Origin of the sequence: Amycolatopsis oliviviridis (assembly GCF_014654365.1) — a bacterium.
In the GTDB taxonomy this organism is placed as follows: domain Bacteria; phylum Actinomycetota; class Actinomycetes; order Mycobacteriales; family Pseudonocardiaceae; genus Amycolatopsis; species Amycolatopsis oliviviridis.
Genome location: NZ_BNAY01000001.1, coordinates 824,538 through 843,487 on the forward strand (window position 1 = coordinate 824,538; position 18,950 = coordinate 843,487).

Consider the following 18,950-nt stretch of genomic DNA (forward strand, 5'->3'; position numbering starts at 1 on the left):
GTGACGCCGTGTCGTACCTGCCGAGCATCGTGCTCGCCGTCGCCGGGCTGATCCTGCTCTTCGTTTTGCTAATCAAATTACGCAGAGTCTTGCGCGTGCTCACCCATACGGTGAGCATGGTGGCTACGAACACCCGAAAACGGACAGGGCTGCTTCGTGCCCGGTCGGCCGCGCTCCGCGTGGCGATCGCGCAACGACGTGGGCTCGAAGACCGGTAACATCACACCCAGATACTCGAGAAGGAGGCCGCAAACGATGAACGCGCTGCAGCCGTGGCACATCATCATCCTGGTGCTCGTCGTTGTTCTGCTGTTCGGCGCCAAGAGGCTTCCGGACGCCGCGCGGTCCATCGGCAAGTCCATGAAGATCTTCAAGGCCGAGACCAAGGACATGGCGGGGGACAAGGACAAGGCCGCCGAGACCGAAGAGGTCGAGACCAAGCAGCTGCCGCAGGCCACCACGCCCGCGCCCGCCGCTCCTGCCGCGTCCGCGCAGGACAAGCAGGTCGCCGACCTCCAGCGTCAGCTCGACGAGCTCAAGAAGCAGCAGGCCGCCACGCCCGCTCCGGCGGAGCAGGCGCAGAAGAACGCCAGCTGAGCGATCTTTTGGCAAGCAGCTTCTAGCCAGGCAAGCGGAGCCTGTTCGCGGATGAGCGCGCCGAAGTCCCGGCGCGCTCATGGTGGACCTTGACGAGAACGGACTGTTCAGTGGCGGATTCCGCCTCAGGTGAGGAACGCCGCGGGTCGAAGCGGCGCAAGCGCAGCCGCCGGACCAACCCCGACGGCACGATGACGCTCATCGAGCACATCTACGAGTTCCGGCGCCGCCTGGGCTTCGCGCTGCTCGCTCTCGTCGCGGGCGGGATCATCGGCTTCATCTGGTTCCAGACCAGGGTCGGCCCGATCCCGTCGCTGGGTGACATCATGACCGGCCCCTACTGCGGTATCCCTTGGGAGCGCAGGCTTGGAGCCAAGCCGGACGGTCACTGCCAGCTGCTCCAGACGGTCCCGTTCGAAGCCTTCATGATCCAGCTGAAGGTCGGCCTCGCCGCAGGTGCGGTGCTGTTCGCGCCGCTGTGGCTCTACCAGCTGTGGGCGTTCATCGCGCCCGGTCTCTACTCGAAGGAGCGCAAGTACGCGCTCACCTTCGTCTTCTTCGCGTCGCTGCTCTTCGCCGCCGGCGCCGTGCTCGCGTACCTGCTCATCCCGCACGCTCTAGAGCTGCTGATGAACTTCGGTGGCGACCAGTTCATCACCGCCCTCACCGGTGACAAGTACATCTCGTTCATCCTGTCGCTGCTGCTGATCTTCGGCGTCAGTTTCGAGCTCCCGCTGCTCGTGGTGATGCTGAACCGCGTCGGCGTCCTCAAGTACCAGACGCTGAAGAAGTGGCGCCGCGGCCTGATCATGGTCGTGTTCGTGTTCGCCGCCTTCGCGACGCCCGGTTCGGACCCGTTCTCGATGCTCGGCCTGTCGGGCGCGCTGATCGTGCTGCTGGAGCTGTCCATCCAGATCGCGCGCTTCCACGATCGGAAGCTCGACAAGGTGCGCGAGGACGAGGGCTGGGACAAGCTCTCCGACGACGAGGCCGCGCCGTTCGACTACACGCCGAGCACGATCGAAGACGAGCCCTCGACCACCGCCGGTGGCAAGCGGACCAACACCGACGACGTCACCTGACCCCGGGATGCACGCGGCACTCGCCGTCCACCCCGCGTCGGGTAACGGCAGCGCGGGACGGCTGATGGAGTCGGTCGCGGCGCGGCTGCGGCCCGTCGTGGACCGGCTCGACGTCCTCGTGGCCGACACGGTCGAGGAATCGCGCGCGCTGATGACCGACTCGCGCGCGGCGGGGCTGGATGTCCTCGTCGTTCTCGGCGGTGACGGCGCGGCGCATCAAGGCGTCCAGTTCTGCGCCGAATCCGGCGTCGCGCTCGGGCTCGTTCCTGCGGGCACAGGCAACGACTTCGCCAGGGCGCTCGGGATCCCGGAGGAGCCGCACGCGGCCGCCGATCTCGTCGCCCGGCGGATCGCGGAGGGCGAACGGCGGCGGGTCGACCTCGGCCGGGCCGGTGGCGAATGGTTCGCCACCGTGCTGTGCTCCGGCTTCGACGCCCTCGTCACCGAACGCGCCAACCGGCTGACCTGGCCACGCGGCCCGCGCCGCTACGACGTCGCGATCCTGGCCGAACTCGTTGCGTTCCGGCCCCGTCCGGTCGTGCTCCGCACCGACGTCGAGACCCTCGAACTCGACGCCACCATGATCGCCGTCGGCAACACCCCGTTCTACGGCGGCGGCATGCGGATCTGCCCGGGAGCCGATCCGGAAGACGGCCGGTTCGACGTCACCGTCGTGGGCGACGCGACCCGTCGCGATCTCCTGCGCATGCTGCCGGGTGTCCGTTCGGGACGGCACGTCGAACATCCGGCTGTCCGGACCCTGAAGGCGAGTCAGCTCCACCTCGCGGGCAGCGATCTGCCGGTCTACGCCGACGGCGAGCCGCTGGGCGGACTGCCGATCGACATCACCTGCGTCCCCGGCGCCCTCACCGTCGTCGGCTGATTCCGGCGTAGTCGCCCGCGCGCCACACCTGCCCGCGGAACGTCGCGGCCGACATCAGCTCGCCGCGCGGGAAGAACACCCCGCCGCAACGATGGCAGAACCACGCCTGCCGCCAGTACGCCAGCGCGTCGGGGATGCCCCGCCGGATCCGCGCGTTGCGCCTGAGCCGGAGCACGAACAGGACCGCGAAGAGCGCGACCAGCGCGAACGCGCCGAACGGGAAGATCCAGGCTCCGATGGCCTGTCCGGCGCGGCCGCCCGCGGTCGGCGCGGGGTTCTCGGCGAGCACGTCGGTGGCGAACGAGACGAACACGAACGCCGGGATCAGCAGGAACAGCGCGAGCGCCAGGAAGCATCCGCCGCCGCGGAGCATCGGGTACGGGTTGAGCGCCGCGGCGGTCGCGGTCACCGACACGCCGGTGTGCGTGGTCGCGGTGTAGACCACGCCGTCACCGGCGGGGACGGCCGTCATGCCCCCTCGCACCCGGTACGTTGTCTGCCCGCTCTGGAACACCGCCGGCACGCTTTGCACCTGGTCGACCTGCGCGCACCGCGGGCAAGCGATCTCCATGGCGTCCCCTCTCGATCCCGGATCCGTCCCTTGGATGACAGAGGCGTGCCGGACGTTCCCGAGATCGTCACACCGAGTGCGAACTGTCGGTGGGGTATGGAACCCTGACGAAGTGGTCAATAGCCCTCCCCAGACCCCGGCCGAGGCTTACGCAGCCTCCCAGCGCCGCGCTCAGTACCCCCAGCTGACCCGCTTCGCGGCGGAGTCGTCGTTCGAATTCGACGACTTCCAGGTCCGCGGCTGCGAGGCGCTCGAAGACGGGCACGGCGTGCTCGTCTGCGCGCCCACCGGCGCCGGGAAGACCGTGGTCGGCGAGTTCGCGGTGCATCTCGCCCTCGCCGAAGGCCGCAAATGCTTCTACACGACACCCATCAAGGCGTTGTCGAACCAGAAGTACGCCGACCTCGTCGGCCGCTACGGCACCGACGCCGTCGGCCTGCTGACCGGGGACACCTCGATCAACGGCAACGCGCAGGTCGTGGTCATGACCACCGAGGTCCTGCGCAACATGCTCTACGCCGGGTCCTCGACCATCGGCGAGCTCGCGTACGTCGTGATGGACGAGGTCCATTACCTCGCCGACCGGTTCCGCGGCGCGGTCTGGGAAGAGGTCATCCTCCACCTGCCGGAGCACGTCCGGGTCGTCGGCCTGTCGGCCACCGTGAGCAACGCCGAGGAGTTCGGCGAATGGCTCGTCGAGGTCCGCGGCGACACCACCGTCGTCGTCGACGAGCACCGTCCCGTGCCGCTGTGGCAGCACATGCTGGTCGGGAACCGGCTGATGGACCTGTTCGCCGGCCAGGAGGAACACGCGCCCGGCACCGAACTGCGGATCAACCCCAGCCTGCTGCGCCGTACCGAGGAGGTCGGCCGCGGGTTCGCCCCGGCCGGGGGACGCGGGCCGAGGGGGCGTCGCGGGGTGCCGTCCCGGATGCCGAGGTTCCGGCCGCCGTCCCGCACCGACACGGTCGAGCGCCTGGACAACGCCGGGCTGCTCCCCGCCATCGTGTTCATCTTCTCCCGCGCGGGCTGCGACGCCGCCGTCGGCCAATGCGTCCGGTCGGGTCTGCGGCTCAACGGCCCCGAAGAGGTCGAGAAGGTCCGCCGCATCGTCGCCGAGCGCACCAAGGACCTGCCCGAAGGCGACCTCGGCGTCCTCGGGTACTGGGAATGGCGTGAGGCACTCGAACGCGGCATCGCCGGGCACCACGCGGGGCTGCTCCCCGCTTTCAAGGAGACCGTCGAGGAACTGTTCGTCCAGGGCCTGGTGAAGGTCGTCTTCGCCACCGAGACGCTCGCGCTCGGCATCAACATGCCCGCGCGCACCGTCGTCCTGGAACGGCTGGTCAAGTACAACGGCGAGGCGCACGTCGACCTGACGCCGGGGGAGTACACGCAGCTCACCGGCCGTGCCGGGCGGCGCGGGATCGACGTCGAGGGCCACGCCGTCGTCGCCTGGCAGCCGGGCATCGACCCGAAGCAGGTCGGCGGCCTCGCCTCGACCCGGACGTACCCGCTGCGGTCGTCCTTCCGGCCCGGCTACAACATGGCGGTGAACCTGGTCGCGCAGGTCGGCGCCGAAGCGGCCCGTGACCTGCTGGAGCAGTCGTTCGCGCAGTTCCAGGCCGACCGGTCGGTGGTCGGGACGGCCCGGCGGATCGAGCGGAACAAGGAGGCCCTGCGGGGCTACACCACCGCCATCACCGGCGATTTCGACGAGATGCTGGAGTACGTCGAGCTGCGCGCGAAGATCTCCGCCCGGGAGAAGGCGCTTTCGCGGCAGAACACCTCCGCTCGCCGGGCCGGGACCGCCGAGTCGCTGGAGAAGCTCCGCAAGGGGGACGTCATCGCCGTGCCCGCGGGCCGGCGCGCGGGGCTCGCGGTCGTCGTCGACCCGGGGCTCGACCCGATCCGCGAACCGCGTCCCGTCGTGGTCACCGAAGACCGCTGGTCCGGACCACTCTCGGTCTCGGACTTCCCGTCGCCGGTGGAGGCGCTGGGGAACATCAAGCTGCCGAAGCACATCGAGCTGCGCTCGCCCAAGACCCGCCGGGACATCGCTTCCAGCCTGCGCAACGCGGGAATCTCCTTGCCCGGCAGGCAAAAGCGCCGCGCCGGGGCCAATGAGGACGGTGAGCTGGCCGCGCTGCGGCGTGCGTTGCGCTCGCATCCGTGCCACGGCCTGGCCGAACGCGAGGCCAATCTGCGCTGGGTCGAGCGCTATCAGCGTCTCTCCGCGGAGACCGAACAGCTGGAACGCAAGGTCGCCGCGACGACGCACTCGCTCGCGCGCGCCTTCGACCGCATCCTGCGGCTGCTCGGCGAGCGCGGGTACCTCGGCCCGGAGTCCAAGGGCGACGGCGAGGACCGCGTCACCGAACACGGCAAGCGGCTCACCCGCCTCTACAGCGAGTCCGATCTGCTCGCCGCCGAGTGCATCCGGCACGACGTCTGGAAGGGCCTGGCTCCCGCCGAACTCGCGGCCGTCGTCTCGACGCTGGTCTTCGAGGCGCGCCGCGACACGGCGGGGGAGCCTCGCCTGCCGATGGGCAAGGTGCTCGATGCCTGGCAGGCGACCACGCGGCTCTGGATGGAGCTCACCGAGGACGAGCGGCGGCACAAGCTGGACCGCACCCGCGAGCCGGACGCCGGATTCGCCTGGCCCGTCTACCGCTGGGCACGCGGCGAGTCGCTGGAGAAGGTGCTCACCGCCGCCGAGGCCAACGGGCAGGAGCTGTCCGCCGGTGACTTCGTGCGCTGGTCGCGGCAGGTCATCGACCTGCTGGACCAGATCCGCGACGTCCTCGGGAAGGCCGATCCGGTCGGCGCGGCGGCTTCGGACGCGGTGAAGGCGCTGAGGCGCGGGGTCGTCGCGGCGGGCGGCGCCTGACCCGGGTCAGTCACTCAAGCGCTATGAACGGTCCTTTCCTTGCAAAATTTGCAAGGAAAGGACCTTTCATAGCGCGTGGGGGCACATCGCGGCAGGTGTGCTCACGGGAGTCCGACCCGGGAGGCATTGGGCTGACCGGCGGACAGGATGCCGCCACCGGTGGGAGCACGGTGGCTTCGAGTTGCCCCGACACCACCCGGGAACAGTGGGCAGGGGCGCCGACCTGTGGTTGGATCGCCCACGACGGCCGAGGTAGGTGGGCCGGTGACGATGGCGGAACAGGCGGAGGCGAAACGATGAGCACGCCGTATGGCGGCAACGACCCGCAGCAGCAGCCCCAGTGGGGGCAGCAGCCGGGCTACGGGCAACAGCCGGGCGGCGCTCAACCGCCGAGCGGCCCGCAGCAACAACCCCAATGGGGGCAGCCGCCGCAGCAGGACCCGTCGCAGACGCAGCAGCAACAGCCCCAGTGGGGCCAGCAGCCCGCACCGTACGACCCGTCCCAGCAGGGATACCCGCAGCAGCCGCAGCCCGGCTACGACCCGTCGCAGACGCAGCAACAGCAGCCTCAGTGGGGTCAGCAGCCGCCGCAGTACGGGCAGCAGCCGGGTTATCCGCAGAGCGGACCCCAGCAACAGCCCGGCTACCCGCAGAGCGGCCCGCAGCAACAGCCGCAGTACGGCCAGCCGCAGCAGCCGGGCCAGTACGACTACGGCCAGAGCCAGTTCCCGGGCACCCCGGGCGAGGCGCAGGACAAGCCGAAGTCCAAGAAGGGCCTGTTCATCGGGATCGGCGCGCTCGTGGTGATCATCGCCGCGGTCGGTGTCCTCGGGTTCGTCACGCCGGGCTGGTTCAACACCCAGGTGTTCAACAACACCCAGATGCAGACCGACGTGCAGAAGCTGCTCACCGAGACCTACGGGATCAAGGAGATCAGCGCGGTCACCTGCCCCGCCGGCCAGGAAGTCAAGGACGGGGTGAAGTTCACCTGCACCGCGACGATCGAAGGCAAGCCGCAGGAGGTGCCGATCACCGTGAAGGGTGACACCGGCAACTACGAGGTCTCACCGCCCGCCGTCACCAAGTAAACGGCGGGCGCCGGGGACGGTCGATCCTGCATGATCGTCCCCATGAGCGATTTCTCTGTGCGGCTGCTGCGGTCCGACGAGGAACGGACCGCGACCGATGTGTTCAGGCGTGCCTTGCACGTCAAGGAGATGACCGATGAGGAATGGTCGGCCATTTCCGCGTCGAGGCAGCCGGACCGCGCGTTCGGCGCGTTCGACCCGGAGCTGATCGGCACCACCCGGTCCTTCGACTCGGAAGTGACACTGCCCGGCGGCGGCACCACGCCGCTCGCCGCGGTCAGCCTGGTCGGTGTCCGCGCCGACCGCACCCGGCGTGGTGTGCTGACCGGTTTGATGCGCGCTCAGTTCGAGGATTTCGCCGCTCGCGGTGTGCCCGCGGCGATGCTGCACGCGTCCGAGGGCGCCATCTACGGCAGGTTCGGGTACGGCATCGGCGCCCGGGCCAAGTCGATCGAGGTCGACCGGCACCGTGCCCGGTTCCGCCCCGAGGTCCCGGTGGGCGGAGAGATCTCCGTGCTGGGCCTGGAAAGCACCATCGAACAATGGCCGTCGCTGTTCGACGCCCTCCCGCGTACCCGGCCCGGCATGATCGCGCGGAGCCCGCATCTGTGGCCGGGTTACGAGCGGGAGGTGCGCCGGGCGACCACACCGGTCTCGACGGCGGTGCATCGCGGTCCGGACGGCGTCGACGGCTACGTGACCTACACCGTGGAGAGGGCCAAATTCGGCGCCCCGTCGGTGTTGAAGATCCAGTCCTTCCATCACTCGGGTTCCGACGCGTTCGCGGGGCTGTGGCGGTACCTGCTGTCCGTGGACCTGGTCGACCGCATCACCGCCGAGAAACGGCCGCTCGACGAGCCGGTCGAGCTGCTGTTCACGGACCCGCGGCACGTGAGCGTGGAGAAGACCCAAGACGAGGGCTGGCTCCGGCTCGTGGACGTCGCCACCATGCTCGACGCCCGCACCTACCAGGGCGAGCCGGTCGTCATCGAGGTCACCGATCCCTTCCTGGAGCACAACTCCGGCCGCTACCGCCTTTCCGAGGACGGCGCGGCCCGCACCACCGACCCAGCGGATCTCGAACTCGGTGTCGACACCTTGTCGATGGTGTACCTCGGCGCCTGGCGTGTGTCGGAACTCGCGGCCGTCGGACGCGTCCGAGCCACCGGTGAGGCCGCATCGGTGCGGGCGGACCTGCTGTTCGGCACGCGGGTGAACCCCTGGTGCGGTACCTTCTTCTGACGTTGGATGATCACATTCGGTGGGGGTGGAGAAGCTTGAGCAGGCGAGCCGTCGCGACGGTCGTTCTGTGCTGTGCCGCTCTGGCGGGACTGGCGGCGTGTTCGGACACCCCGGCACCCGCGCCGGCGACGAAGACCGTCACGGCCACGCCGACGACGAGCGCCTCGTCGAGCGCGTCGGCCTCCGGCGGTTCGCCCTCCGGCAACCCGGGCAGAGTCTTCGATCCCCGGACCATGCAGGCGGATGTGCGGAAGATCCTCACCGAGACCTACGAGGTGCGGGAGGTCGGGGACGTGCTCTGCCCGGCGAACCAGACGGTGAAGGACGGCAGCACGTTCACCTGCACCGTCCAGGTCGCCGGTGAGGGCAAGACTGTCACGATCACCGTCACCGGTGAAGACGGCCGGTACGAGGTCGGCGCGCCCGCCTGAAAACCGGTTGGGTTCGCCGGGGACGGACGGCAGGATCTCTTGTCATGAGTGAATTCCACGTGCGCGCCGTGGCCGAAGGCGAACAGCGGGCCTGCCTCGAAGTCCTGGAAGAGGCCTTGCACGCCAAGCCGATCTCGGACGAGGCCTGGGCCAAGATGGCGCCGTCCTGGCCCGCCGCCGGCAAGTTCGCCGCGTTCGACGACCACGACACTCCGGTGGGGATCGCCAGTTCCTTCGACCTCGAGCTCACCGTCCCGGGTGGACGGAAGCTGGCCACCGCGGCCGTCGACGGTGTCGCCGTCCGCGCGGACTGGACCCGCCGCGGGATTCTCAGCGCGATGATGGCCGTCCAGCTGGAGGACTTCGCCGCGCGCGGGGTTCCGCTGGCGGCGCTGCACGCTTCGGAAGGCGTGATCTACGGCCGCTTCGGTTACGGCGCCGCCACTTTCGACAGGGGCGTGTTCATCGAACGTCCCCGCGCCCAGGTCCGTGACGGTGTGGGGCGCGACGGGACGGTCAGGTTCGTCACGCCCGCCGAAGCCGTCGAGCGTGTTCCCGCGCTGTACAACAGGTTCGAGGGAACACGGCCCGGGTTCGCCGTCCGGCCCGCGCAATGGTGGCCGGGCTTCTTCGACCGGCTGGTGACCGGGGACGGCGGCTATCGCGTCGCCATCCACAGTGGACCGAGCGGTGACGACGGCTTCGTCGTCTACCAGACCATCGACACCCGCGACAGGACGGCGCCGGATCGCGGCGCGATTCTCGAGATCCGCGAGCTCCACGCCGGGACACCGCAGGCGTGGGCGGGGCTGTGGCGCTTCCTGCTGTCGGTCGATCTGGTCTCGGGCGTCGCCGGACGGGGCCGCCCGCTGGACGAGCCGATCGCCGAGCTGCTCACCGACCCGCGTGCGGTGAACACCACCGAGGTCATGGACGAGCTGTGGGTGCGGCTCGTCGACGTGCTCGCCGCGCTGCGGGCGCGCACCTACGGCACCGCCGGACCCGTGGTGCTCGAAGTGCTCGACAAGCAGCTCCCCGACAACAACGGCCGCTACCTCGTCGGCCCCGGCGGCGTGGAACGCACGACCGCCGAGGCGGAACTCCGGCTCGACGTCGCCGCGCTGTCGTCCCTCTACTTCGGACACGGCTTCTTCGGCGATCTGGCGCTTTCAGGCCGTGTCGAGGTACTGGACGAAGGTGCGGCCGACCGTGCCGACGCGTTGTTCCACACCGCGCGGGCCGCGTGGTGCGGGACGTTCTTCTAGGCCGGATTGCGCCGTGGTTTGATCCGCACCTGTGGCAACGCGGGTGCGGGCAACCACGTCGTCGGCCCCTCGTAGCCCTCGACCGAGCCGAAGCGGTCCGCCTGCGCCTGCCACGTCTCGCGGTACTCGGCGATCTCCTCGTGGCTGCGGCCCACGAAGTTCCACCACATGACGAGTTCTTCGGTGAACGGCGTCCCGCCGAGCAGAAGTACTCGCGCCGGTTCGCCGCCGTCGTTCGCCAACACCAGCCGCCCGGCCCCGGGCGCGAGGTACGCGAGTTCCCCGGTGCCCAGCGCGGTTCCGGCGACGGTGGCAGAACCGAGGTCCTGCAGGACACCGTGCTCGAAGGCCGGGTCGACGTCGAGGGCCAAGGTCGCCCCGGGCTCCACGGTGAGTTCGGCGCCCAGCAGGGGAGTGAACGCACGCACCGGTGAGGTGGTCCCGGCGAGAGTGCCGAGGAAGACCCGCGCGGTGGCTCCGGGCAGCTGAAGAAGCGGCGGGGCGTAGTGGTGGAAGTCGCGTGCGGTGTCGCGGTGTTCGTCCGGCAGCGCGATCCAGAGCTGGACGCCGTGCAGCGTGCCGGTGTCCGGTGTGGACACTTCGGAATGCGCGATGCCGTGCCCGGCGGTCATCAGGTTGAGCTCGCCGGGCCGGACCATGGCGTGGGTGCCGATGCTGTCGCGGTGCTCGATCTCGCCGCTGAACAGCCAGCTCGCGGTCTGCAGCCCGGTGTGCGGATGCGGCGCGACGTCCATCCCACCGGCCTCCGACACATCCTGCGGCCCGTAGTGGTCGGCGAAGCACCACGCGCCGATCAGGGATCGCCGCCGTTGCGGAAGTGTCCGGCGGACCCGGATCGCGCGCGGCCCGCCGAGCGGGACGTCGCGCGGGGTCAGCACGGTGACGCCGTCGCCGGGACGGTCCCGGCACACCAGCTCGGCCGGATCGGCCTCGGTGTTGCTCATGACTTGGGGAGCGCGGCCAGCAGCCGCTCCACCGAACGGCCGAGATTCCAGCGCTCCGCCAGTTCCGCGACCTTGTCCGGGTCGGCGGGCTCGGACGGGACGGTGTCCGGGCGCGACTGCTCGACCGGCGCGTCGGCCGCGACCCGCACGACGGTCGGCGCGACCGCGAGGTAGTCGGCGGCTTCGGTCAGCCGCAGCCGGGTCTTGAGCGGCACCCGCGAGTCGCCCGCGTTGGACGCCTCGATCAGCTCCTGCAGCGAACCGAACTGCGTGATCAGCTTCGCCGCGGTCTTCTCGCCGATCCCGGCGACGCCGGGCAGCCCGTCGGACGGGTCTCCGCGCAGCGCGGCCATGTCGGCGTATCCGGGGCCGGCGTTCCCGGCCGGGATCCCGTACTTCTCGGCGAGCTCGTCCGGGCCGAGGATCTCGGCCTTGTTCCAGCCCTTGCCGACGTAGATGACCACCGTCGACGTCGGCTCGCGGCGGACCAGCTGAAACAGGTCGCGGTCACCGGTGATGACCTCGACCGGGGACTTCTCCTCGCGGATCGCGAGCGCGCCGATGACGTCGTCGGCCTCGTACCCGGCCGCCTCGGCCGTCGCCAGTCCGAAGGCCTCCAGCAGTTCGAGGATGATCGGCACCTGCGGGGTCAGCGTGTCCGGCACCTCCTCGACGTCGCCGCCTTCCGGGACCTCTTCGGCCACGCGGTGCGCCTTGTAGCTGGGCAGCAGATCGGTGCGGAACTTCGGCCGCCAGTCCGCGTCCAGGCACGCCACGAGCCGTTCGGGCCGCCGGTCGACGAGGATCCGCGCGACGGTGTCGGTGAACCCGCGCACGGCGTTGACCGGCGTCCCGTCCGGGGCGGTCATCGACTGGGGCAGTGCGTAGAACGAGCGGAAGTAGAGGCTCGCGGAGTCAAGGAGGGCGAGAGGTCCGGTCACGCGGACAGCCTGCCACGACCTTCCCTCCGTGCCCACTTGCCGCGCCCTGCGCGTGCCGGACTCAGATCTCGATCATGGACTCCGGGACCCGGGTCAGGTCGTCGGTGCCCGCCACGGCGACCAGGTGCGCCGCGGCCATCAGACCGCTCGGTTCCGACCAGCCAGGCACGCGGAGATCCGCGTGAACTTCCCCAGTCATTTCTCCTCCTCGGTACGAAGAGAAGTTAGCGGCGGGCACCGACAGGACCCGACCCCCAGTCGGGTCCTGCACGGACGCGTCAGGCTGCGTAAGGCCTCACCCGGCGTGCGTCACGCAGCGCGTTGGCCCACCAGTTCAGCTGATCCAGCAGCGTGGTGGCCGCGGCCGAGGCGCCTTCGAAGTCGTCGTGCTCGCCGTCGGGGCCGAAGTGGTTCCAGGCGTAGGGAAAGCTCACGGTCTCGCGGATCGTGGCGGCGTGGAGTTCGGCGAAGACCGGGCGCAGGTGCTCGACCGCGCGCAGGCCGCCGGAGATCCCGCCGTAGGAAACGAAGGCGACCGGCTTTCCGTGCCACTCGCGGGAGGTGGCGTCGAGCGCGGCCTTGAGCGGGCCGGGGTAGCTGTGGTTGTACTCGGGGACGATCACGACGACGGCGTCCGCGGCGGCGACGCCGGACGAGAGGTCTTCGGGGGCTTCGGCCAGGTCGATGACGGACAGGGTGACGTCTTCGCGCTGTTTCGCGCGTTCGAGGAACCAGTTCGCGACGACGGGAGCGAAGCGTCCCTCGCGGACGCTGCTGATCACGACGGCGAGCTGGTAAGGCGTGTCGGTTGTCATGGCACAGAACCTAGAACCTGAACTTAAGTAGAGGTCAAACTCCAGAATCGTTTTCTTGTCTGAAGTCGATTGCAGAGAACTCTCTGCAATGTAGGATCGCCGGTATGGGGAAGAGCGAGAGATATCTCGCGCGGATCGACGGACGCCTGCTGCGAGCGTTGTCGCATCCACTGCGGGTCAGGATCTTGGAGCTGCTGCGGGAGGACGGTCCGGCGACGGCGTCCGGACTGGGGAAACGGCTGGGGGAGAGTTCCGGGACCACGAGCTGGCATCTGCGCCAGCTGGCCGAGTACGGCCTGGTCACCGAGGAACCCGAACGCGGCAACCGGCGCGACCGGTGGTGGAAGGCCGTGCACGAAGGGGATCGGCTGCAGGGCCGGGACTTCATCAGGGATCCGGACCTCGCGGGGCCGTTCAGCACGTACGCCCACACGATGGTCGAGCAACGCCATGCGGCCGAGGCGCAGTTCGTCGCCGAGATGCGGGAGTGGTCGGACGAGTGGATCGACAAGGTGTCCTTCCACGACTCGCCGCTGTCGCTGACTCCCGACGAGGCCGCGGCGCTGAGCGACGAGATCCTCGACGTGATCAAGCGCTATCGCCGTCCGGCCGAGGAAGGTGATACCTCCGTCCGGGTCCACTGGGCGGCCTTCCCGAGGAAATCGCGGCCGGAGACGCCATGAGCCGGATGCCACTGGGGGCTCTGGTCGTGGCTTCGGGGATCTCCTCGGCCGGGGTGATGATGACCCTGCTCGCGATTCCCTGGTTCGTCCTGCAGAGCACCGGCAGCGGGACCAAGACCGGCCTCGTCACCGCGGCCGAAGTGCTCGGCCTGATGGTCGCCGCGATGCTGGGCGGGCCGATCGTGGACCGGGTCGGCACGCGCCGGGCGAGCATCGGCGCGGACCTGCTGACCACCGTCACGGTGCTGCTGATCCCGCTCGCGATGAACACGACCGGGCTCAGCCTGCCCGGGCTGATCGCGCTGTCGTTCGTGATGGGCGTGTCCCGCGGCCCCGCCGACACCGCGAAGCAGGTCCTGCTCCCCGGAGTCGCCGAAATCGGCGGCGTCCGCGTGAGCCGGGCGGCGAGCGCCGTCGAAGCGGCGATGAGGACCGGCCGGATGGTCGGCGGACCCGCCGCCGGTGCGCTCATCGCGCTGATCGGCCCGATGCAGGTGCTGTACGCCGACGCCGGCGCGTTGCTGCTGTCCGCCGCGCTGGTGTTCACGCTGATCCCGTCGGCGGCCGGCCCGCCGAGGCCGTCGTCGGGCGGGTACCTCAAGGAACTGCGCGAAGGGCTCGGGTACCTCAAGCGGGACGGCTTGCTGCGCGCGGTCGTCGGCATGCTGATGCTCACCAACAGCCTCGACTTCGGCCTGCTCGGCGTCCTGTACCCGGCGTACGGAGACCAGGTCCTGCACAGCACCGCGCTCATCGGCGCGATGATCACCGCGGTCGCCGTCGGCGCGCTGATCGGGTCGGCGCTCTACGGCTGGGCGGGCCATCGGCTTTCGAGGCGGACCGCGATCCTCGTCGCCGTCGGCATCGAAGGCGCGCCGAGATTCGCCTTGCTCGCGCTGGAACCGACGCCCGCCGTCCTGCTGGCCGGGCTGGTGGTCGCCGGGATCGGCGCGGGGGCGCTCAACCCGATCCTGCTCCCGGTGGTCTACGAACGCGTTCCGGAAGCCGTCCGCGGCCGCGTGCTCAGCCTCCTGGTGGGCGGGGTGCTCGCCGCGATGCCGCTCGGCTCGATGGCGGCGGGACTGCTGCTCGACGGCGTCGGGCTCGTCGGGGCGCTGGCCACTTTCGGCGGCCTCTACCTGATCGCCGGCGTCTTCCCGGCGATCTTCCGTGTCTGGCGCAGGCTCGACGATCCCGCCCCGATCGGGGGTGACCGGCCGGTGAACCAAGGGGCGCGGACCGACTAGGCTCGCCATCATGTCGCGCCGTTCCCTTCACAACCCAGCCCCCGACGCCGCCAGCCTCCGCGCCCGCCTCGACCGGGCCCGCGCCGCCGCGGCCGCCGCCGACACCGACGCCCTGCTGATCGCACCCGGCTCGGACCTGCGCTACCTCATCGGCCAGGCCGGCGGTTCCTTCGAACGGCTGACCACGCTGGTGATCCCGGCCGACGGCGTCCCGGCGCTGGTGCTGCCGAAGCTGGAAGCGCCCGGCTACGCCGACGTCCCGGCGGACGAGCTGGGCATCGAGATCGTCACCTGGGTCGACGGGGACAACGCCTACGAACTGGTCGCCGACAGGCTGGGCAAGCCGGGCCGGGTCGCGGTCAGCGACTTCACCCCGGCCCTGCACGTTCTCGCGTTCCGCGGCGCGCTCGGCGAGGCCGAGCAGACGCTGGCCGGGCCGATCGTGCGCGAGCTGCGGATGCGCAAGGACGCGGCCGAGATCCAGGCGCTGCGCGACGCGGGCGCCGCCATCGACCGGGTGCACGCCCGCGTGCACGAATGGCTGCGGCCCGGCCGCACCGAGGCCGAGGTCGGCGCGGACATCACCGCCGCGATCGTCGAAGAGGGCCACACCCACGCCGACTTCGTGATCGTCGGCTCGGGCCCGAACGGCGCCAGCCCGCACCACGACGTGTCCGAGCGCGTCATCGAGCGCGGCGACGTCGTCGTGGTGGACATCGGCGGCCCGATCGCCGAGGGCTACAACTCCGACTCCACCCGCACGTACGCGGTCGGCGAGCCGCGCGACGCCGACGTCGCCGAGACCTACGCGGTCCTGCAGCGCGCCCAGCGCGCCGCCGTCGAGGCCGTCCGTCCCGGTGCCACCGCCGAATCGATCGACGCCGCCGCCCGCGACATCATCGCCGAGGCGGGTTACGGCGAGTTCTTCATCCACCGCACCGGCCACGGCATCGGCCTCGACGTGCACGAAGAGCCGTACATCATCAAGGGCAACGCGCTGCCGCTGGAGCCGGGCATGGCCTTCAGCGTCGAGCCCGGCATCTACCAGCCGGGCCGCTGGGGCGCCCGCATCGAGGACATCGTCGTGGTCACCGAGGACGGCGTGGAGTCGGTCAACCAGCGTCCGCACGACCTGATCGTGCTCGACGCATGACCGGTTCCCTGGAGCCGCTGGACCAGGCCATCGTGCAGGAGCTGGCCGCGGACGGACGGCGCAGCTTCACCGATCTGGCCGAACGGGTCGGGCTTTCGGTTTCGGCGGTCCACCAGCGGGTGCGGCGCCTGGAGCAGCGCGGGGTGATCCTCGGGTACACCGCGCGGCTCGACGGCGAGCAGATCGGCCTCCCGCTCACCGCGCTGATCTCGCTGACGCCGAACGACCCGGCGGCCCCGGACGACTATCCGCAGCGTCTGGAGCACATCAAGGAGATCGAGTCCTGCTACTCGGTCGCCGGGGACGAGTCGTACATCCTCCTGGTCCGGGTGGCTTCGCCGCTCGGTCTGGAGGACCTGCTCCGCCGGATCCGCGAGTCCGCCAAGGTCTCGACCCGGACCACGGTGGTGCTGTCGACGCCGTTCGAAGGTCGCTCGCCGACGCTGTGAGCGACCGGCGCATCCCGGGCAGCGCAGTCCCGGATAATGGGTGGGCTTGCGCGGCGCTGGTACGATAAAAGGTATGGCAACACGTAAGGTCACACTCTCACTCGACAGTGGTGCGCTCGAGTTCGCCGAGCGGGCCGCCAAGGCGCACGGGATCTCGGTCTCGTCGTGGTTGTCCAAGGCGGCCCGCAGGGAAGCCGTCCGCACCGGATACACCCCGCAGCGAGCTCCGGCCCAGCCGTCCGCCGAATCGGACGAGGCCGAGCTGACCGCCGCGGAGAAGGATCTGCGTGCACAGGGGTGAAGTCTGGACGTACCACCCCCCGACCGAACCGGCACGGCAGCGCACCGTCGTCCTGCTGTCCTCGGACGGGGTGAACGAATCCGAGCGGCCGTGGCTGCTCGGCACCGAATTGCTGGACCGGGATCCGCAGGACATCCTCGGGGTCGCCGTCGACGCGCGATACTGGGTCTCCACGCTGAACCTCACGCGCCTGTACCGGCCGTGGTTCGACGAGAAGATCGCGGAGATCGACCAAGAGGTCCAGGAGCGTATCGACATCGCGTTGCGCGCCGCGCTGGATCTCTAGGACTTCAGCGGGCGACGACCTCGGGCGCGGCGTGCAGTTTGCCGTCGGCCCCGGAGAGACATGACGCGTTGCCACCGCGGGCGGCCAGGAACTCGTTGAGGCAGTTCGCGATCTGCGCGTGGCCGTTGGCGTTGGGGTGGAACGACTCCTGCAACGCGTGGCTCGCGCGGTCCACCTGGCCGAGGTCGCTCAGTTGCAGGGTCAGCCTGCTGAACCACTCGTTCGCCGGGTCGCTGCTGCACGCTTCGCGACCGGCACCCGCCCGCGAAAGGTCGAGGAACCGTGCACTCGTCGCCCTCGACGCCTGCTTGAGCCCGTCCGACAGGACGGAGACGCCGTCGCGGCGCATCCACTCCAGATCCTCCGTGCGGAACGGGCAGCCGTTGAGGCTGCGCAGCGTTTCCGGGATCTGGGGCCCGACGGGCGAGGCGTACGACATCAGCACGAGCTGGTAGTCCGCCGGGACGTAACCGGCCTGTGCCAGCACCTTCTTGACGTCGGCGACGGCGTTGGTCACCTTCGGCACCATGGCGTCCACTTTGGACTTCCAGGTCCGGCGGAGCGCCTCGCTGCACGGCGGGTTCTGCGGGGAGAACCACGCCTTGAAGCATTCGCTGACCTGAGCGGAGAACTTCGGCTCGTCGTTCGCGCCGACCGCGATCACCACCGCGGCGACCCGGTGATCCTTGATCAGGTTCGCCAGCTGTTGAGCCTGCGAAGGTTCGGTCCACTGCTTCGCCTCGCCGAGGGCGATCTGCTCCGACGGCGCCCCCGAACACGCTAGGTTCACGCGCGCGGTGACGTCGGGGATCTTGATCTGCTCGACGAAGGCGTTGGGGGAGCGGTGGCACCAGTTGCCGCCCTGCCCGTTGGTCGTGGGCGTGTAGTTGCCCGCGCCCTCACCGGAAACCGTGCTGTCGCCGATGGAGACGACCGTCAGCGGCCCCGTTCCCGGCGGGCCCTGGCGCGGGGACGGCTGCCCTGGGCGGCTTTCCGACCCGGTAAGGGCAATGAACCCGACGAGGACCACCACGAACGTGAGCGCGAGTGCACCCCACCACCAACGGAAATGTCGCATCGTCATCGGATTCTACGGAAAGCCGGACCCGGCAGGGTGATCATGCCGGTGTGACGGTGGCGATGCCGGTCAGCCCGCTTCCGTCAGGTCCGTTCCGGCCGCCAGCTCCGACACGATGTCGAGGACCCCGGGCAGCGCGGGTTTGCCGTTCCCCGGTACCCAGGCGACCACGGTCCGGGCGGTGTCGCCCGCCAGCGGCACGAACACCACGCCGCTTCGCCGCAGGCTGTGCGAAGACCGCGCCAGCCTCGTGACGCCGATGCCGGCGGCGACCAGGCCGAGCAGTCCCTGCACGGTCGCCGCCCGCTGGACCACGCGCGGGGTGAACCCGGCCGCCTCGAATTCGCTGTCGTAGCGCTGATGCCAGGGCTCCCACGAACTCCGCGGCGTGAGCACCCACGGCTCGTCCGCGAGGTCCGCGAGCTTCACTTCCGTCGCGGTCGCGAGTCTGTGCCCTTCAGGAAGGACGGCACAGACCTCCTCGGTGACCAGTGTCCGGATCTCGAAGCCGTCGACCAGTGGCGGCCGCGTGAAGATCAAGTCGTAGCGTCCGGCGGTGAGCCCGTCGACGAGTGACGCGATCTGGGTGGCGTCCGTGGTGAGGGTGAGATCGGGGAGCCGGTCGCGGACCGCGCGCACGACCGGCGGGAGCAGGTAGTTGGCCGTGGTGGTGAGGAAGCCGAGGTGGAGGGTGCCGATCTCTCCGCGCACCGCCCGGTTCACCACCGAAAGGGCTTCATCGCTGCGCGCCAGGACCGCGCGAGCCTCCGGCAGGAACAGCGATCCGATCTCGGTGAGCCGTGTCCCTCGGCTGTCGCGTCGCAGCAGGCTTGCGCCGAGAAGCCGTTCCAGGACGGTGATCTGCTGGGAAAGCGACTGCTGGGCGAGGTGCAGGCGGCGCGCGGCCTTGGTGAAGCTCGCTTCTTCGGCGACGGCGACGAAGTAGCGCAACTGCCGCAGCTCAGGGGTCACAGGCTCTGACT

Annotated in this window: 22 protein-coding genes; 15 read left to right on the top strand and 7 right to left on the bottom strand. The window is 70.0% G+C overall.

Translation table 11 applies throughout. From position 1 onward, the window contains the following. The first annotated feature begins 8 nt into the window (after positions 1-8). The 4 genes from IE302_RS03360 (at position 9) to IE302_RS03375 (ending at position 2,562) form a co-directional block, all read left to right on the top strand. Positions 9-218, top strand: coding sequence for a bacteriophage holin (locus IE302_RS03360; protein ID WP_191251586.1), 210 nt, complete (start codon positions 9-11; stop codon positions 216-218). Positions 219-255: 37 nt separating this feature from the next. After that, a complete protein-coding gene (tatA, locus tag IE302_RS03365) occupies positions 256-597 on the top strand; it encodes a Sec-independent protein translocase subunit TatA (protein WP_191251588.1) in 342 nt (113 codons plus the stop codon). Positions 598-707: 110 nt separating this feature from the next. After that, the gene (gene tatC, locus IE302_RS03370; protein ID WP_191251590.1) at positions 708-1,679 is read left to right on the top strand and encodes a twin-arginine translocase subunit TatC; all 972 of its coding nucleotides are present in this window, start codon (positions 708-710) and stop codon (positions 1,677-1,679) included. Positions 1,680-1,686: 7 nt separating this feature from the next. Then, entirely contained in the window at positions 1,687-2,562 is an 876-nt protein-coding gene (locus IE302_RS03375; protein ID WP_191251592.1) for a diacylglycerol/lipid kinase family protein, read from the top strand. Here IE302_RS03375 and IE302_RS03380 read toward each other — a convergent pair. After that, complete coding sequence (locus tag IE302_RS03380) at positions 2,546-3,133, bottom strand: hypothetical protein (protein WP_191251594.1); 588 nt, start codon at positions 3,131-3,133, stop codon at positions 2,546-2,548. The genes IE302_RS03375 and IE302_RS03380 overlap by 17 nt on opposite strands. A 112-nt stretch (positions 3,134-3,245) precedes the next feature. On the opposite strand from IE302_RS03380, the gene IE302_RS03385 reads away from it, so the two are divergent. The 5 genes from IE302_RS03385 (at position 3,246) to IE302_RS03405 (ending at position 10,049) form a co-directional block, all read left to right on the top strand. Beyond that, positions 3,246-6,023, top strand: coding sequence for a DEAD/DEAH box helicase (locus IE302_RS03385; protein ID WP_191251596.1), 2,778 nt, complete (start codon positions 3,246-3,248; stop codon positions 6,021-6,023). A 296-nt stretch (positions 6,024-6,319) separates the two neighbouring features. Continuing rightward, positions 6,320-7,111 (top strand): DUF4333 domain-containing protein, encoded by a 792-nt coding sequence (locus IE302_RS03390; RefSeq protein WP_191251598.1) that lies wholly within the window; start codon positions 6,320-6,322, stop codon positions 7,109-7,111. A gap of 42 nt (positions 7,112-7,153) precedes the next feature. Then, entirely contained in the window at positions 7,154-8,353 is a 1,200-nt protein-coding gene (locus tag IE302_RS03395) for a GNAT family N-acetyltransferase (protein WP_191251600.1), read from the top strand. Between the two features lie 35 nt (positions 8,354-8,388). Further along, complete coding sequence (locus tag IE302_RS03400; RefSeq protein ID WP_191251602.1) at positions 8,389-8,784, top strand: DUF4333 domain-containing protein; 396 nt, start codon at positions 8,389-8,391, stop codon at positions 8,782-8,784. A 44-nt stretch (positions 8,785-8,828) separates the two neighbouring features. After that, positions 8,829-10,049, top strand: a complete 1,221-nt coding sequence (locus tag IE302_RS03405; protein WP_191251604.1) for a GNAT family N-acetyltransferase — start codon at positions 8,829-8,831, stop codon at positions 10,047-10,049. Here IE302_RS03405 and IE302_RS03410 read toward each other — a convergent pair. The 4 genes from IE302_RS03410 to IE302_RS03425 form a co-directional block, all read right to left on the bottom strand. After that, on the bottom strand, positions 10,046-11,014 hold the full coding sequence (locus tag IE302_RS03410) for a pirin family protein (RefSeq protein ID WP_191251606.1): 969 nt from the start codon (positions 11,012-11,014) through the stop codon (positions 10,046-10,048). The genes IE302_RS03405 and IE302_RS03410 overlap by 4 nt on opposite strands. Continuing rightward, the gene (locus tag IE302_RS03415) at positions 11,011-11,955 is read right to left on the bottom strand and encodes a 5'-3' exonuclease (protein WP_191251608.1); all 945 of its coding nucleotides are present in this window, start codon (positions 11,953-11,955) and stop codon (positions 11,011-11,013) included. Before IE302_RS03415 ends, IE302_RS03410 begins: the two co-directional genes overlap by 4 nt. A 61-nt stretch (positions 11,956-12,016) precedes the next feature. Next, positions 12,017-12,154: a hypothetical protein gene (locus tag IE302_RS03420; protein WP_191251609.1), complete on the bottom strand. Its 138-nt coding sequence runs from the start codon at positions 12,152-12,154 to the stop codon at positions 12,017-12,019. Positions 12,155-12,233: 79 nt separating this feature from the next. Continuing rightward, positions 12,234-12,770 carry an NADPH-dependent FMN reductase gene (locus tag IE302_RS03425; RefSeq protein ID WP_191251611.1) on the bottom strand — a complete coding sequence of 179 codons (537 nt, stop codon included), beginning with the start codon at positions 12,768-12,770 and terminating at the stop codon, positions 12,234-12,236. Between the two features lie 104 nt (positions 12,771-12,874). On the opposite strand from IE302_RS03425, the gene IE302_RS03430 reads away from it, so the two are divergent. From IE302_RS03430 to IE302_RS03455, 6 genes are all read left to right on the top strand, one after another. Then, positions 12,875-13,453, top strand: a complete 579-nt coding sequence (locus IE302_RS03430; protein WP_191251613.1) for an ArsR/SmtB family transcription factor — start codon at positions 12,875-12,877, stop codon at positions 13,451-13,453. Next, positions 13,450-14,700: an MFS transporter gene (locus IE302_RS03435; RefSeq protein ID WP_191251615.1), complete on the top strand. Its 1,251-nt coding sequence runs from the start codon at positions 13,450-13,452 to the stop codon at positions 14,698-14,700. Before IE302_RS03430 ends, IE302_RS03435 begins: the two co-directional genes overlap by 4 nt. Before the next feature lie 10 nt (positions 14,701-14,710). Beyond that, a complete protein-coding gene (locus IE302_RS03440; RefSeq protein WP_191251617.1) occupies positions 14,711-15,853 on the top strand; it encodes a M24 family metallopeptidase in 1,143 nt (380 codons plus the stop codon). Next, the gene (locus IE302_RS03445; protein ID WP_016334198.1) at positions 15,850-16,302 is read left to right on the top strand and encodes an Lrp/AsnC family transcriptional regulator; all 453 of its coding nucleotides are present in this window, start codon (positions 15,850-15,852) and stop codon (positions 16,300-16,302) included. The genes IE302_RS03440 and IE302_RS03445 overlap by 4 nt, the downstream gene beginning before the upstream one ends. A 73-nt stretch (positions 16,303-16,375) precedes the next feature. Further along, entirely contained in the window at positions 16,376-16,603 is a 228-nt protein-coding gene (locus IE302_RS03450; protein WP_191251619.1) for a hypothetical protein, read from the top strand. Further along, positions 16,590-16,889 (top strand): hypothetical protein, encoded by a 300-nt coding sequence (locus IE302_RS03455; protein WP_005150941.1) that lies wholly within the window; start codon positions 16,590-16,592, stop codon positions 16,887-16,889. Before IE302_RS03450 ends, IE302_RS03455 begins: the two co-directional genes overlap by 14 nt. 4 nt (positions 16,890-16,893) lie before the next feature. Here the strand turns inward: IE302_RS03455 and IE302_RS03460 are convergent, their stop codons facing one another. Next, complete coding sequence (locus tag IE302_RS03460; protein WP_191251621.1) at positions 16,894-17,967, bottom strand: GDSL-type esterase/lipase family protein; 1,074 nt, start codon at positions 17,965-17,967, stop codon at positions 16,894-16,896. Positions 17,968-18,036: 69 nt separating this feature from the next. Next, positions 18,037-18,939 (bottom strand): LysR substrate-binding domain-containing protein, encoded by a 903-nt coding sequence (locus IE302_RS03465; protein ID WP_191251623.1) that lies wholly within the window; start codon positions 18,937-18,939, stop codon positions 18,037-18,039. Positions 18,940-18,950: the final 11 nt, after the last annotated feature.

Bases quoted from the DNA above. Each gene is read 5' to 3' on its own strand.
- IE302_RS03450 (WP_191251619.1), top strand. From the start codon at position 16,376: ATGGCAACACGTAAGGTCACACTCTCACTCGACAGTGGTGCGCTCGAG.
- IE302_RS03460 (WP_191251621.1), bottom strand. From the start codon at position 17,967: ATGCGACATTTCCGTTGGTGGTGGGGTGCACTCGCGCTCACGTTCGTG.
- IE302_RS03390 (WP_191251598.1), top strand. From the start codon at position 6,320: ATGAGCACGCCGTATGGCGGCAACGACCCGCAGCAGCAGCCCCAGTGG.
- IE302_RS03425 (WP_191251611.1), bottom strand. From the start codon at position 12,770: ATGACAACCGACACGCCTTACCAGCTCGCCGTCGTGATCAGCAGCGTC.
- IE302_RS03395 (WP_191251600.1), top strand. From the start codon at position 7,154: ATGAGCGATTTCTCTGTGCGGCTGCTGCGGTCCGACGAGGAACGGACC.
- IE302_RS03430 (WP_191251613.1), top strand. From the start codon at position 12,875: ATGGGGAAGAGCGAGAGATATCTCGCGCGGATCGACGGACGCCTGCTG.
- IE302_RS03380 (WP_191251594.1), bottom strand. From the start codon at position 3,133: ATGGAGATCGCTTGCCCGCGGTGCGCGCAGGTCGACCAGGTGCAAAGC.
- IE302_RS03410 (WP_191251606.1), bottom strand. From the start codon at position 11,014: ATGAGCAACACCGAGGCCGATCCGGCCGAGCTGGTGTGCCGGGACCGT.
- IE302_RS03445 (WP_016334198.1), top strand. From the start codon at position 15,850: ATGACCGGTTCCCTGGAGCCGCTGGACCAGGCCATCGTGCAGGAGCTG.
- tatA (WP_191251588.1), top strand. From the start codon at position 256: ATGAACGCGCTGCAGCCGTGGCACATCATCATCCTGGTGCTCGTCGTT.
- IE302_RS03405 (WP_191251604.1), top strand. From the start codon at position 8,829: ATGAGTGAATTCCACGTGCGCGCCGTGGCCGAAGGCGAACAGCGGGCC.
- IE302_RS03420 (WP_191251609.1), bottom strand. From the start codon at position 12,154: ATGACTGGGGAAGTTCACGCGGATCTCCGCGTGCCTGGCTGGTCGGAA.
- IE302_RS03375 (WP_191251592.1), top strand. From the start codon at position 1,687: ATGCACGCGGCACTCGCCGTCCACCCCGCGTCGGGTAACGGCAGCGCG.
- IE302_RS03440 (WP_191251617.1), top strand. From the start codon at position 14,711: ATGTCGCGCCGTTCCCTTCACAACCCAGCCCCCGACGCCGCCAGCCTC.
- IE302_RS03435 (WP_191251615.1), top strand. From the start codon at position 13,450: ATGAGCCGGATGCCACTGGGGGCTCTGGTCGTGGCTTCGGGGATCTCC.